This is a genomic window from Streptomyces syringium (assembly GCF_017876625.1).
Classification (GTDB): domain Bacteria; phylum Actinomycetota; class Actinomycetes; order Streptomycetales; family Streptomycetaceae; genus Streptomyces; species Streptomyces syringius.
Window position 1 is genome coordinate 5,061,256 of the sequence record NZ_JAGIOH010000001.1, and the last position, 12,726, is coordinate 5,073,981.

Sequence of the window (12,726 nt, forward strand, 5' to 3'; positions counted from 1 at the left end):
ATGCCGGACCGCGGCGGAGGCCCGACGAGGCCACGGATGAGAGTCGGCCGCCCGTCCCGGCGTGTCCGGACCCTGCTCATGACGTTGGGAGTGCTGGCCGTGCTGGCCATGCTCTTCGTCATGTTCGCGGGGTACTGGACGCAATGGCTCTGGTACCGCTCCGTGCACTACTCCTCCGTCTTCACCACCACCCTGGGCACCAAGATCGGTCTGTTCGCGGTCTTCGGACTGCTGATGGCCCTCGCGGTGGGATTCAACATCTGGCTGGCGCACCGGCTGCGGCCGCCGCTGAGCGCGATGTCGGGGGAGCAGGAGAGCCTCGACCGCTACCGGATGAGCATCGCGCCCTACAAGAAGTGGGTGCTGCTGGCCATCGCCTCGCTCGTCGGCCTGGTCGCCGGCGCGTCCGCGGCCGGGCAGTGGCGCACCTGGCTCATGTGGGTCAACGGCGTGTCCTTCGGTCAGAAGGACCCGCAGTTCCACAAGGACATCGCGTTCTACACGTTCGATCTGCCCTGGTACCGCTTCCTGCTGAGCTTCGGCTTCGCGGCCGCGGTCCTGTCGCTGATCGCCGCGACCCTGGTGCACTACCTCTACAACGGTCTGCGGCCCACCAGCCCGGGCTCACGGGCCACCGCGGCGGCCACCGGACACCTGTCGGTGCTGCTCGGCATCTTCGTCACGCTCAAGGCCGTCGCCTACTGGCTCGACCGGTACGGCCTGGCGGTGAAGTCCAGCGGGCTGAAGTCCACCGAGGGCTGGACGGGTCTGCGGTACGTCGACGCCAACGCCTATCTGCCGGCCAAGACCATCCTCTTCATCATCGCGCTGATCTGCGCCGTGCTGTTCTTCGCGACGCTCTGGCGGCGCACCTGGCAGCTGCCGGTGATCGGCTTCGGTCTGATGGTGCTCTCGGCGGTCCTGATCGGCGGGCTCTACCCGGCGATCGTGCAGAAGTTCCAGGTCCAGCCGAACGAGCAGGCCAAGGAAGCCCCGTACATCAAGAAGAACATCACCGCGACGCGCGAGGCCTACGGCATCGACGGCTCGAAGGTGACGGACTACGCGGGCACCAGCGACCTCAAGGGCAAGGACAAGCAGAAGCTGCGCGACGCGGCCGATTCGACCGCCAGCCTGCGGATGCTCGACCCGAACATCGTCTCGCCCACGTTCCAGCAGCTCCAGCAGGTCCGTGGGTACTACCAGTTCCCGTCCACCCTGGACGTCGACCGCTACAAGGTCGACGGCAAGGAGACGGACACGGTCGTCGGTCTGCGCGAGCTGAACATCAACGGCATCCCCGAGCGCAATTGGATCAACGACCACTTCAAGTACACCCACGGCTACGGCGCCATCACCGCGAAGGGCACCGCCACCGTCGGTGAGGGCGACCCGGACTTCACCGAGAAGAACCTGCCGACCACCGGCAAGCTCGGCTCGTACGAGCAGCGGGTGTACTACGGCGAGAAGACGACGCAGTACTCGATCGTCGGCGGGCCGCAGAAGGAGCTGGACTACTCCGGCGACAGGGGCGAGAAGAGCTACAGCTACCGGGGCAAGAGCGGTGTGAACCTCTCGAACCCGGTCAACAGGGCCGCCTACGCGGTGGCCTTCGGCGAGCCGCAGATCCTCTACTCCGGTGCCATCGGGGAAGGTTCGCGGATCCTGTACAACCGCACGCCCAAGGAGCGCGTCGAGGCGGTCGCCCCGTGGCTGACCATCGACGGCGACGCCTACCCGGCGGTCGTCGGCGGCCGCATCCAGTGGATCGTGGACGCCTACACCACGACCAACGGCTATCCGTACGCGTCCCGGACGACCCTCGGTGACACGACGGCGGACTCGCTGACCACCGGACAGCGGGCGGTGGTGGCCCAGCAGAACCAGGTCAACTACATCCGCAATTCGGTGAAGGCGACCGTGGACGCCTATGACGGCACGGTGAAGCTGTACCAGTGGGACACCAAGGACCCGGTGCTCAAGACCTGGATGAAGGCCTTCCCGGGAACGGTGAAGGCCAAGAGCCAGATCTCCTCGGACCTGATGGACCACATGCGCTACCCGCAGGACCTCTTCAAGGTCCAGCGCGAGCTGCTCACCCGCTACCACGTCACCAGCCCGGGCACGTTCTACACCGGCAGTGAGCGCTGGGAGGTGCCGAACGACCCGACCACCAAGTCGAAGAACGCGGTGCCGCCGTACTACCTCAGCATGAAGATGCCGGACCAGCAGGAGCAGTCGTTCTCGCTGACGACGACGCTGACGCCGAAGAGCCGGGAGAACCTCGGTGCCTTCATGGCCGTCGACGCCGACGCGAAGAGCCCCGGCTACGGCAAGATCAGAATCCTGAAACTGCCGTCCGAGACCACGGTGTCGGGCCCCCAGCAGGTGCAGAGCAAGTTCAACGGTGACCCCGAGATCGCCAACAAGATCAATATCTTGAAGCGCGGGGACTCCGAGATCGAGTACGGCAATCTGCTGACCGTGCCGCTCGACGGCGGGCTGCTGTACGTCGAGCCGGTCTATGTGCGCGGCGCCGGCACGAACTTCCCCCGGCTGAAGAAGGTCCTGGTGACCTACGGGGAGAAGACCGCCTTCGAGGACGACCTCACCAAGGCGCTGGACGTGGTCTTCGGGGTCAGGAGTCCGGACACCGGCACCGAGCCACCGGCGGACACCCCCACGAAGCCGCCGTCCCAGGACCCCACGGTCAAGCAGGCCCTGAAGGACGCCCAGGACGCCTTCGACGCGAGCCAGAAGGCGCTCGACGACAAGGACTGGACGGCCTACGGCAAGGCCCAGCAGAGCCTGAAGGAGGCCCTGGACCGGGCCGCCAAGGCCGAGGCCAAGGCCGCCGAGAAGACGGCCAAGCCGGGCAGCTGAGAAGTCCGGTGAGGCCCCATCCCGCGCCGTGGTACGGTTGTTTCACAACGGCGCGGGGTGGAGCAGCTCGGTAGCTCGCTGGGCTCATAACCCAGAGGTCGCAGGTTCAAATCCTGTCCCCGCTACTCAAAGACAAGGCCCGGAGTCCTCGGACTCCGGGCCTTGTCGTGTGTCCGGGGCGGGTGTCCCGAAATTTTGCTGACCCGTACCCCGGCGCGCCGTGGCCTGTGGGGGTTGTGTGCGGGGCTTCTGAATAGAGTTTGCAGCACGGCCGTGTCGGGAAGTCGGGAAGTCGACAAAACGCTGAAGTGACCTCATCGGCTGCGGTATACCAGGTGTACGCGGGTTGCGGGTGGTGCGACGATGGGTCTTATGGGGGACAGGACGAGGTTGTTGGCGACACGTCGGCTTGTGGAGGCTCCCGGTGACGGGAGCGATCAGGAACCGCAGGCGTTCGGCTCGGAGGCGGCCGGCCCCGGCGGGAGCGCCGACGCGGGCGACCTCTCCACCGATGCTGCCGACCTCGAACTCGAAACCGCCCGGCGCCGGGCCGAGGAGTCCGGCGACCCCGCCGCCCTCAGCATGCTCGGCGCGCTGTTGCTGCGCCGCGGCGACCTCGACGGCGCCGAGCGCCACCTGAGGGCCGCGACCGCCGACGGCGATCGCTCCGCCGCCAACAACCTGGGCGTCCTGCTGCACCAGCGCGGCTACGCGGACGAGGCCGCCTCCTGGTGGCGCGTCGCCGCCGTCGCCGGTTCCGCCGCCGCGGCCCACGCCCTCGGCCGCTACCACCGCGAGCGCGGCGACGAGCCCGCCGCCGAGTACTGGCTGCGGCAGTCCGCCGAGTCCGGGCACGCCCTCGGCGCGTACGCCCTCGCGGATCTGCTGGAGCACCGCAGCGACGTGGGCGCCGAGCGCTGGTTCCGCTCCGCCGCCGAGCGCGGGCACCGCGAGGCCGCCTACCGCCTCGCGCGCATCCTCGACGGCCGGGCGCCGCGCCGCGGCACGGGCCCCGGCGGCCTCGCCGGGCTGGACGGCCTCGGGGACGGCCCCGGCGGCCTCGGCCCCTCCACCGGCACCCGCTACGCCTCGGCCGGCGGCGTCGACACCTCGGTCCGTGATCTGCGGGCCGCGGCGGCCGGCCGCCGCGACGAGAGCGCGGCCGGCGAGGCCGAGCAGTGGTACCGGCAGGCCGCCGCCCGCGGCCACCGGCGCGCCGCCCTGCACCTGGGCACGCTGCTGGAGGCGCGCGGCGAGATCCAGGAGGCCGGGCGCTGGTACCTGACCTCCGCCAAGGACGGGGAGTCGCGCGCCGCGTGCGCCCTCGGCTTCCTGCTGCGCGACGCCGGCGACACCGAGAGCGCCGCGATCTGGTGGCGCCGCGCCGCCCAGGACGGCGACGGCAACGCCGCCAACGCCCTGGGCGCCCTGCACGCCGACCGGGGCGAGTCGCAGCAGGCCGAGCGCTGGTACCGCGCCGCGCTCGACGCCGGTGATGTCAACGGCGCCTACAACCTCGGCCTGCTCTGCGCCGAGCAGGGGCGCACCGCGCAGGCCGAGCAGTGGTACCGCCGCGCCGCCTACGCCGGGCACCAGGAGGCCGCCAACGCGCTGGCCGTGCTGCTGCTGCAGGGCGGCGACTCCGCCGGGGCCGAGCCGTGGTTCTCCAAGGCCGCCGAGGCGGGCAGCGTCGACGCCGCGTTCAACCTGGGCATCCTCTACGCCGGGCGGGACGAGGAGCGCTCGGCCTTCGAGTGGTACGAGCGCGCCGCGGCCGCCGGACACACCGACGCGGCCCTCCAGGTCGCCATGGTCCTGCTGCGGGACGGCGAGGACGAGGAGGCGGAGCGCCATCTGCGGGTCGCCGTGCGCGGCGGCAGCGCCGAGGCGGCCTTCCGGCTGGGCGCGCTGCTCGACCGCGACGACGAGGCGTGGGAGGAGTGCGAGAAGTGGTACGGGCACGCCGCCCGGCAGGGCCACCGGCGGGCCCAGGTCCGGCTCGGCATGCTCGTCGCCGCGCGGGGTGACGTGGTCGAGGCCGCGCACTGGTACCGCCAGGCCGCCGAGGCCGGCAGCCGTAACGGCGCCTTCAACCTCGGGCTGCTGCTCGCGCGCGAGGGCAGCGAGCCGGAGGCGGCGCTGTGGTGGGCCAGGGCCGCGCAGGCCGGTCACGGGCGGGCCGCGCTCCGGCTCGCCCTGCTGGCGGCCCGGCGCGGCAATCTGGCCGAGGGGCAGCACTGGTGCGCCCGCGCCGTCGAGCTCGGCCCGGCCGAGGTCGCCGAGCGGGCGGCGCGGCTGCGGGACGCGTTGCAGCAGGAACTGTCGGCGTAAGGGCGGCGGGCGCCCCCACCGGCCCCGCGGCCCGGGGCTGCGGCGTCCCGGCCGTGGCCGCCCGGAGGCCGTTCGCACGCGTGTTTGCACACCCGTTTGCCTGAAGGGCTACCGCCGGGTTACAGTTGGGTCAACGACGCGGGGTGGAGCAGCTCGGTAGCTCGCTGGGCTCATAACCCAGAGGTCGCAGGTTCAAATCCTGTCCCCGCTACTCGAAGACAAGGCCCGGATCCTTCAAGGATCCGGGCCTTTGTCGTGTGCCCGGACGGACGCCGCCCGCCCGGAGCGGGGCGCGCGAAGCGGCGGCGGCCACAGGCCGCCGCCGTCTGTCACGGGCGGCGCGTCACGCCGTCGAGCAGTTCGGGCAGATGCCGCGGTACGTCACCTCGACCGCCGAGACCTGGAAGCCGAAGCGCTCGTGCGCCGGAAGGTCGGCGAGCAGGTCCCCGGAGGGGTGGACGTCGCGGATCGTGCCGCACCGCGAGCACACCAGATGCTGGTGCGCGTGGTGGGCGTTCGGGTCGTAGCGCTTGGCGCGCCCGTCCGTGCTCACCTCGAGGATCTCGCCCAGGGAGACCAGCTCGCCGAGGGTGTTGTACACCGTCGCGCGCGAGATCTCGGGCAGGAGGTCGGCCGCCTTGGCGTGCACCTCGTCCGCGGTGTAGTGCACGTGGTCCCCGTCGAGGACCTCGGCGACGACGCGTCGCTGTGCGGTCAGCCGCCAGCCGCGTCCCCGGAGCCGTTCCAGCAGGTCACTCATGCCATCACCTATCAGTCAGATAGGACCAGCGTAGCAGCGCCCCTCGTCCATCAATGGATCGCGTATTTATCTCTGATCCATCTTGACTTAGACAATGTCCAATGTAGGATCGAGTTCGGCTCGGGCCTCCGGAGACGGCGGATGCGGGCCCGGTGACAGGACGAAAAAGACGGAGGCGCACGTGTCGGTTCAGGGCGAGGCCATTTCGGGAACGGGTCCGCTGACCACGGAGTCCGGAGCTCCGGTCGCGGACAACCAGAACAGCGAGTCCGCGGGCCTCGGCGGCCCCGTCCTGGTGCAGGACCAGTCGCTGATGGAGAAGCTCGCGCACTTCAACCGCGAGCGGATCCCGGAGCGCGTGGTGCACGCCCGCGGCGCCGGGGCGTACGGCACCTTCACCGTGACGGCGGACGTCACCCGGTACACCCGGGCCAAGTTCCTCTCCGAGGTCGGCAAGCAGACCGAGACGTTCCTGCGCTTCTCCACCGTCGCGGGCAACCTCGGCTCGGCCGACGCGGTGCGCGACCCCCGCGGTTTCGCGCTGAAGTTCTACACCGAAGAGGGGAACTACGACCTCGTCGGCAACAACACCCCGGTGTTCTTCATCAAGGACGCCATCAAGTTCCCCGACTTCATCCACACCCAGAAGCGCGACCCCTACACCGGCTCGCAGGAGGCGGACAACGTCTGGGACTTCTGGGGTCTGTCGCCGGAGTCCACGCACCAGGTGACCTGGCTCTTCGGTGACCGCGGCATCCCGGCCACGCTGCGCCACATGAACGGCTACGGCTCCCACACCTTCCAGTGGAACAACGAGGCCGGCGAGGTCTTCTGGGTCAAGTACCACTTCAAGACCGACCAGGGGATCAAGAACCTCACCACCGCGGAGGCCAACCAGCTCTCCGGCATGGACCCCGACAGCCACCAGCGCGATCTGCGCGAGGCCATCGAGCGCGGGGACTTCCCCAGCTGGACCGTGCAGGTGCAGATCATGCCGGCGGCCGACGCGGCGACCTACCGCTTCAACCCGTTCGACCTCACCAAGGTGTGGCCGCACGAGGACTACCCGCCGATCGAGATCGGCAAGCTGGAGCTCAACCGCAACCCGGAGAACATCTTCGCCGAGGTCGAGCAGTCGATCTTCTCTCCGGCGCACTTCGTGCCGGGCATCGGACCGTCCCCGGACAAGATGCTCCAGGGCCGGCTCTTCGCCTACGGCGACGCCCACCGCTACCGCGTCGGCATCAACGCCGACCACCTGCCGGTGAACCGTCCGCACGCCACCGAGGCGCGGACGAACAGCCGTGACGGCTACGCCTACGACGGCCGGCACGGGCGCGCCAAGAACTACGAGCCCAACAGCTTCGGCGGACCGCAGGAGACCGGCCGGCCGCTGTGGCAGCCCGTCGAGGTCACCGGCTACACCGGTAGCACCGAGGCCCCCTCGCACGCCGAGGACAACGACTTCGTCCAGGCGGGCAACCTCTACCGGCTGATGTCGGAGGAGGAGAAGGGCCGGCTGATCGACAACCTCGCCGGCTTCATCGCCAAGGTCTCGCGCGACGACATCGCCGAGCGCGCGATCAGTAACTTCCGCCAGGCGGACCCCGACTACGGCAAGCGGCTCGAAGCCGCGGTCCAGGCCCTGCGCGGCTGAGTCCCGCGGCGGCCCGACCGCCACGGGGCTTGTCCCAACAGCCGCTTGCCGTACCCACCGGAGGGACCGGACGCCAATGGGCTCCGGTCCCTCCGGCTTTTCCCGCTCAGCCCGCCAGCACGCCCGGCTGCCGCCGTCCGGCGCGCAGGGGTGCCCAGCGGCGGATGATGTCGCGGACCGACACGATGCCCACGGGCCCCTGCCCGTCGAGGACGATCAGATGCCGGAAGCCGCCGTGCGCCATGGCGCACGCGGCGTCCTCCAGCGTCCATTCCGGGGCCGCGAAGACGACGTCCGTCGTCGTGTGGCCCTGCGCGGTCTCCCGGTCCGGATCCTCGCCGGCGCCGACCGAGTTGAGGATGTCGCGCTCGGTGAGGATGCCGAGCCCGCTGGTGTCCGGATCGAGGACTATGGCCGCTCCTATTCGGCGCGCGGACATCATCCGCGCGGCCTGCCTGAGGGTGTGGGCGGGACCGATGGTGAGGACCACCGTGCTCATGGCGTCGCGGACGAGCATGGTCGGAGCCACCTCCTTGGTGGACCGTGAGTCCGAGAAAGGATTCACAAGTTCACAAGCATGGGGCTGTCATCGTCACACGCCCGCGCGGGCACAACAAGGGGGCGCGCGGGGGTGGAATCACCGGCCCGCGCGCTTCGGCGTCGAGGTTTGGACCGGGAGCGCGCCCTGACGGTGAACGGCTCCCGGCGGTGTGCCTACTTGCTGAAATAGCCCAGAAGTTCGTCGTGGAGCAGTCCGTTCGACGCGGCGGCGTTCCCGCTGTGCGGGCCGGGGCGGCCGTCCAGGCCGGTGAAGCGCCCGCCCGCCTCCTCGACGATGACGACGTTCGCCGCCATGTCCCACAGCGACAGCTCCGGCTCGGCGCACATGTCCACCGAGCCCTCGGCGACCATCATGTACGGCCAGAAGTCGCCGTAGCCGCGCGTGCGCCAGCAGTCGCGCGACAGGTCCAGGAAGCCCGGGAGCATGCCGCGCTCCTCCCAGCCGGACAACGAGGAGTACGCGAACGACGCGTCCTCGATCCGGCCCACCCGCGAGGCCTGCAGCCGTGTCGCCGACAGCAGGCTGCGGCCGGTGAAGGCCCCCGCGCCCTTCGCCGCCCACCAGCGGCGGCCCAGCGCCGGCGCCGACACCACGCCGACGACCGGCTCGAAACCACCCTCGACCTGCACCATCAGCGAGATCAGCGTGGCCCAGACCGGCACCCCGCGGACGTAGTTCTTGGTCCCGTCGATCGGGTCGATCACCCAGCGTCGCGGGCCCGTGCCCTCGGCCCCGAACTCCTCGCCCAGCACGGCGTCCCGCGGCCGGGCCCGCTGGAGATGGCCGCGGATCAGCTCCTCGGCGGCCTTGTCCGCCTCGCTCACCGGCGTCATGTCCGGTTTGGTCTCGACCTTGAGGTCGAGGGCCTTGAACCGGTCCATGGTCGCCGCGTCGGCGGCGTCCGCCAGGACGTGGGCCAGGCGCAGATCATCGTGGTAGTCGGACATGACTGCACAGTACCCGGGGGTACGCCGCAGCCCCGTGCGGCCCGCCCGGGTCTTGACACCGTCTGGCGGTGCGTCAATTCTGAGCCCAGACCGTCGTGCGGCCGCACGGCCGGGGAGGCGACGATGCCCGCGGCACGAGAACTCTTGCTGGACGCGGCCTTCGTGGCGCTCGCCGCCCGGCCCTGGAGCGGGGTCCGGATGGTCGACGTCGCGGCCGCCGCCGGGGTGTCCCGGCAGACGCTGTACAACGAATTCGGTGGCAAGGACGGCCTCGGGCGCGCCCTGGTGCGCCGCGAGGCGGACGCGTTCCTCGCCGGCGTGGAGCGCACCCTGGCCGACGCCGCCGCCCGTGGCATCGGCGATCCCGGCGACCACTGCGCCGCCGTGGCCCTGTGGACCCTGCGGACGGCCCGGACGAACCCGCTGGTACGGGCCGTGCTCACCGGCTGCCGCAGCGAGCGGCTCCCGGCCACCGCGCCCGCCGCCGTCCCGGCGCAGCGCGCCCGGCCCGAGACCCCGGTGCTGCGGGGCGCGCCCACCCCGACGGCGATGGCCGACCGGATCACGGACCGGGTGGCCGGTGCGATCACGACCCCGGCCGCCCCGGAGGAGGCCCGGCGGGCCTGCGCGGCCGCGGTCCGCCTCACGCTGTCCTATGTGCTCGCCCCGGGCGACTCCGACGAGGTGGTGGCGGTCGACGTCGCACGCCTCGCCCGCGCCCTCCTCGCCGACGCGTGACGGCCGGCGGCCAGCAGCCGGCGGTTCAGTGGGAGGAGCCGGAGAGCTCTCAGTGGGAGGAGCCGGAGAGCTGAAGACCGATCACGCCCACGATCACGAAGGAGATCGAGACGAGCTTGAGGGTGGAGACCAGGTCGTCGAGGAAGACCATGCCGTAGATGGCGGTGCCGGCCGCGCCGATGCCCGTCCACACGGCATAGGCCGGGCCCACGTCGAGCCTTCTGAGCGCGAGCGTCAGCAGGCCGAAGCTGCCGAGCGCGAAGCAGGCGAAGGCGATCGTGGGCCACAGCCGGGTGAAGCCGTGGGAGAGCTTGAGGCAGACGGCGAAGCCGGTCTCCAGCAGTCCGGCGACCACGACGAGCAGCCACGCCATCAGATTGCCTCCCGTATTCGCGACCGCCCCGGCTCTCCGGTGCCCTTGCATGCTGCCCTTGCCACGGGCGGTCACTCGCAAACGTAGGCGATCAATCGCCTTCGCGCCGCTCCCGGGTCGCGAGCAGCCGCCGCAGGGAGTAGAGCCGCTGCGGATCGGCGTGACCGTCCGTCACCCACTGGTCCAGCGCGCAGTCCGGCTCGTCGTGGCTGCACGCGCGCGGGCAGTCCTCCGTGCCGGGCACCAGGTCGGGGAAGGCGAGGATGACCCGCGAGGGATCCACGTGGTGCAGCCCGAAGGAGCGGACGCCCGGGGTGTCGATCACCCAGCCCGTATCGCCCGGGAGGGGCAGGGCCAGCGCCGAGGTCGTCGTGTGGCGGCCGCGGCCGGTGACCGCGTTGACGTGGCCGGTGGCCCGCTGCCGCTCGACGAGCGCGTTGACCAGGGTGGTCTTGCCGACGCCCGAGTGCCCGACGAACGCGGTGACCCGGTCCGTCAGCCGCTCCCGGACGCGCTCGGCGGCGGCACCGGCGGCCAGCTCTTCACGGCTGGTCACCACATAGGGCACGCCCAGCGCCCCGTAGGACTCCAGGAGCTTGTCGGGCGAGGCCAGGTCCGACTTCGTCAGCACGAGCAGCGGCTCCAGCCCCGCGTCGTACGCCGCGACCAGACAGCGGTCGATGAGCCGGGGCCGGGGCTCGGGGTCGGCGAGGGCGGTGACGATCGCGAGCTGGTCGGCGTTGGCGACGACGACCCGCTCGAAGGGGTCGTCGTCGTCGGCCGTACGGCGCAGCACGGAGGAGCGCTCCTCGACCCGGACGATCCGCGCCAGGGTGTCCTTGGCGCCGCTCAGGTCGCCCACGACGGCGACCCGGTCGCCCACCACGGCCCCCTTGCGCCCCAGTTCGCGCGCCTTCATCGCGATGATGGTGCGGTCCTCGACGAGGACGTGCAGCCGGCCCCGGTCGACGGTGAGGACGAAGCCCTCGGAGGCGTCCTCGTGCTTGGGGCGGATGTTGGTGCGGGGACGGTTGCCCTTGCGGTTGGGCCGGACGCGGATGTCGTCCTCGTCGGGATTCTTGCCGTAGCGGCGCATGGTGCTCTTCCGCTCTCTCAGACTCTGCCTGCCGGGGCCGCCCCGGCGACCGGCCCGAGCATGCCGGTCCACAGGGCCGGGAAGTCGGGGAGGGTCTTGGCGGTGGTCGCCACGTTCTCCACCTGGACGCCCTCGACGGCCAGGCCGATGACGGCGGCCGCGGTGGCCAGCCGGTGGTCCTCGTACGTGTGGAAGACGCCGCCGTGCAGGGCGCGCGGGCGGATGTGCAGCCCGTCCTCGGTCTCGGTGACATCGCCACCGAGCTCGTTGATCTCCTTGGCGAGGGCCGCGAGCCGGTCGGTCTCGTGCAGCCGCAGATGGGCGATGCCGCGCAGGACGGACTCGGAGTCGGCGAGGGCGGCGACCGCCGCGATCACCGGGGACAGCTCGCCGACCTCGTGCAGATCGGCGTCGATGCCCTTGATCCGGCCCGTGCCGGTGAAGGTCAGACCGGCCTCGGTCAGCTCACAGCTGCCGCCCATGGCGGTGAAGATGTCGCGCAGCGCGTCGCCCGGCTGGGTGGTGTGCTCGGGCCAGTCGGGGATGGTGACCTTGCCGCCGGTGACCAGGGCGGCCGCCAGGAACGGCGCCGCGTTGGACAGGTCGGGCTCCACCACGATGTCCCGGCCGAGGAGGGCGCTGGGGGAGACCCGCCAGACGTCCGGCTCGCCGCCGGCCTCGGGGGTGTCCACCTGGGCCCCGGCCATCCGCAGCATGTCCACGGTCATCCGGATGTGCGGCATCGAGGGCAGTACGCCACCGATGTGGCGCACCTCGACCCCCTGGTTGAAGCGCGGCCCGGACAGCAGCAGGGCGCTGACGAACTGCGAGGACGAAGACGCGTCGATCTCCACCGGCCCGCCGTCCAGGGCACCGCCGCCGTGCACGGTCAGCGGCAGCGCGCCGCGTTCGTTGTCGTCGATGCGGGCACCGAGGGCGCGCAGCGCGTCGATCACACCGTGCAGCGGGCGCTCGTAGCTGCGCGGGTCGCCGTCGAAGCGGATCGGGCCGTCGGCGAGGGCGGCGACGGGCGGCAGGAAGCGCATGACCGTGCCGGCGTTGCCGACGTCGACGGTGGCCGGGCCGTGCAGCCGGGCGGGGATCACCCGCCAGGCCTCGCCCTCGGAGTCCGCGGAGGCGGAGGACACCGTCTCCTCGATGCCGACGCCCATGGCGCGCAGCGCCTCGGCCATCAGCAGGGTGTCCCGGGAGCGCAGCGGCCGGCGGACCCAGCCGGGCTCGGAGGCGAGGGCGGCCAGGACGAGGGCGCGGTTGGTGACCGACTTCGATCCGGGCACGGTGACGGTCGCGTGGACTGCTCCGGTCGCGGTCGGGGCGGGCCAGAGGTCGGTGTGCGCGGGGCTCTCGGTCATGCCTTT

At 71.4% G+C, this 12,726-nt stretch carries 10 protein-coding genes and 2 tRNA genes; 6 read left to right on the forward strand and 6 right to left on the reverse strand.

Annotated elements, in window-relative coordinates; translation table 11 throughout:
- From JO379_RS22645 to JO379_RS22660, 4 genes are all read left to right on the forward strand, one after another.
- Positions 1-2,883 (forward strand): UPF0182 family membrane protein, encoded by a 2,883-nt coding sequence (locus JO379_RS22645; protein ID WP_130880300.1) that lies wholly within the window; start codon positions 1-3, stop codon positions 2,881-2,883.
- 51 nt (positions 2,884-2,934) lie between these two features.
- Positions 2,935-3,008 (forward strand) — tRNA-Met (locus JO379_RS22650).
- A gap of 238 nt (positions 3,009-3,246) precedes the next feature.
- A complete protein-coding gene (locus JO379_RS22655) occupies positions 3,247-5,214 on the forward strand; it encodes a tetratricopeptide repeat protein (RefSeq protein WP_130879798.1) in 1,968 nt (655 codons plus the stop codon).
- A 137-nt stretch (positions 5,215-5,351) separates the two neighbouring features.
- Positions 5,352-5,425, forward strand: a tRNA-Met gene (locus tag JO379_RS22660).
- A gap of 132 nt (positions 5,426-5,557) precedes the next feature.
- Here the strand turns inward: JO379_RS22660 and JO379_RS22665 are convergent.
- Positions 5,558-5,974, reverse strand: coding sequence for a Fur family transcriptional regulator (locus tag JO379_RS22665; RefSeq protein ID WP_130879799.1), 417 nt, complete (start codon positions 5,972-5,974; stop codon positions 5,558-5,560).
- A 181-nt stretch (positions 5,975-6,155) separates the two neighbouring features.
- Between JO379_RS22665 and JO379_RS22670 the strand changes: the two genes are divergently transcribed.
- Complete coding sequence (locus tag JO379_RS22670; protein ID WP_130879800.1) at positions 6,156-7,631, forward strand: catalase; 1,476 nt, start codon at positions 6,156-6,158, stop codon at positions 7,629-7,631.
- 106 nt (positions 7,632-7,737) lie between these two features.
- Here the strand turns inward: JO379_RS22670 and JO379_RS22675 are convergent, their stop codons facing one another.
- Together JO379_RS22675 and hisN are read right to left on the reverse strand one after the other, a co-directional pair.
- Positions 7,738-8,148, reverse strand: a complete 411-nt coding sequence (locus JO379_RS22675; RefSeq protein WP_130879801.1) for a CBS domain-containing protein — start codon at positions 8,146-8,148, stop codon at positions 7,738-7,740.
- Between the two features lie 197 nt (positions 8,149-8,345).
- A complete protein-coding gene (gene hisN, locus JO379_RS22680; RefSeq protein WP_130879802.1) occupies positions 8,346-9,140 on the reverse strand; it encodes a histidinol-phosphatase in 795 nt (264 codons plus the stop codon).
- A 123-nt stretch (positions 9,141-9,263) separates the two neighbouring features.
- Here hisN and JO379_RS22685 point away from each other — a divergent pair, with 123 nt between their 5' ends.
- Complete coding sequence (locus tag JO379_RS22685; RefSeq protein ID WP_130879803.1) at positions 9,264-9,878, forward strand: TetR/AcrR family transcriptional regulator; 615 nt, start codon at positions 9,264-9,266, stop codon at positions 9,876-9,878.
- Between the two features lie 49 nt (positions 9,879-9,927).
- Here JO379_RS22685 and JO379_RS22690 read toward each other — a convergent pair whose 3' ends face one another.
- The 3 genes from JO379_RS22690 to aroA all read right to left on the reverse strand — a co-directional run bounded on the left by JO379_RS22690 (position 9,928) and on the right by aroA (position 12,720).
- Entirely contained in the window at positions 9,928-10,251 is a 324-nt protein-coding gene (locus JO379_RS22690; protein ID WP_130879804.1) for a DMT family transporter, read from the reverse strand.
- 91 nt (positions 10,252-10,342) lie between these two features.
- Complete coding sequence (gene rsgA, locus JO379_RS22695; protein ID WP_130879805.1) at positions 10,343-11,347, reverse strand: ribosome small subunit-dependent GTPase A; 1,005 nt, start codon at positions 11,345-11,347, stop codon at positions 10,343-10,345.
- A gap of 17 nt (positions 11,348-11,364) precedes the next feature.
- Positions 11,365-12,720 carry a 3-phosphoshikimate 1-carboxyvinyltransferase gene (gene aroA, locus JO379_RS22700; RefSeq protein ID WP_130879806.1) on the reverse strand — a complete coding sequence of 452 codons (1,356 nt, stop codon included), beginning with the start codon at positions 12,718-12,720 and terminating at the stop codon, positions 11,365-11,367.
- Positions 12,721-12,726: the final 6 nt, after the last annotated feature.

Excerpts from the sequence above, each read along its gene's own strand:
- JO379_RS22645 (WP_130880300.1), top strand. The coding sequence starts at position 1 with ATGCCGGACCGCGGCGGAGGCCCGACGAGGCCACGGATGAGAGTCGGC.
- JO379_RS22655 (WP_130879798.1), top strand. The coding sequence starts at position 3,247 with ATGGGTCTTATGGGGGACAGGACGAGGTTGTTGGCGACACGTCGGCTT.
- JO379_RS22665 (WP_130879799.1), bottom strand. The coding sequence starts at position 5,974 with ATGAGTGACCTGCTGGAACGGCTCCGGGGACGCGGCTGGCGGCTGACC.
- JO379_RS22675 (WP_130879801.1), bottom strand. The coding sequence starts at position 8,148 with ATGCTCGTCCGCGACGCCATGAGCACGGTGGTCCTCACCATCGGTCCC.
- hisN (WP_130879802.1), bottom strand. The coding sequence starts at position 9,140 with ATGTCCGACTACCACGATGATCTGCGCCTGGCCCACGTCCTGGCGGAC.
- JO379_RS22685 (WP_130879803.1), top strand. The coding sequence starts at position 9,264 with ATGCCCGCGGCACGAGAACTCTTGCTGGACGCGGCCTTCGTGGCGCTC.
- JO379_RS22690 (WP_130879804.1), bottom strand. The coding sequence starts at position 10,251 with ATGGCGTGGCTGCTCGTCGTGGTCGCCGGACTGCTGGAGACCGGCTTC.
- rsgA (WP_130879805.1), bottom strand. The coding sequence starts at position 11,347 with ATGCGCCGCTACGGCAAGAATCCCGACGAGGACGACATCCGCGTCCGG.
- aroA (WP_130879806.1), bottom strand. The coding sequence starts at position 12,720 with ATGACCGAGAGCCCCGCGCACACCGACCTCTGGCCCGCCCCGACCGCG.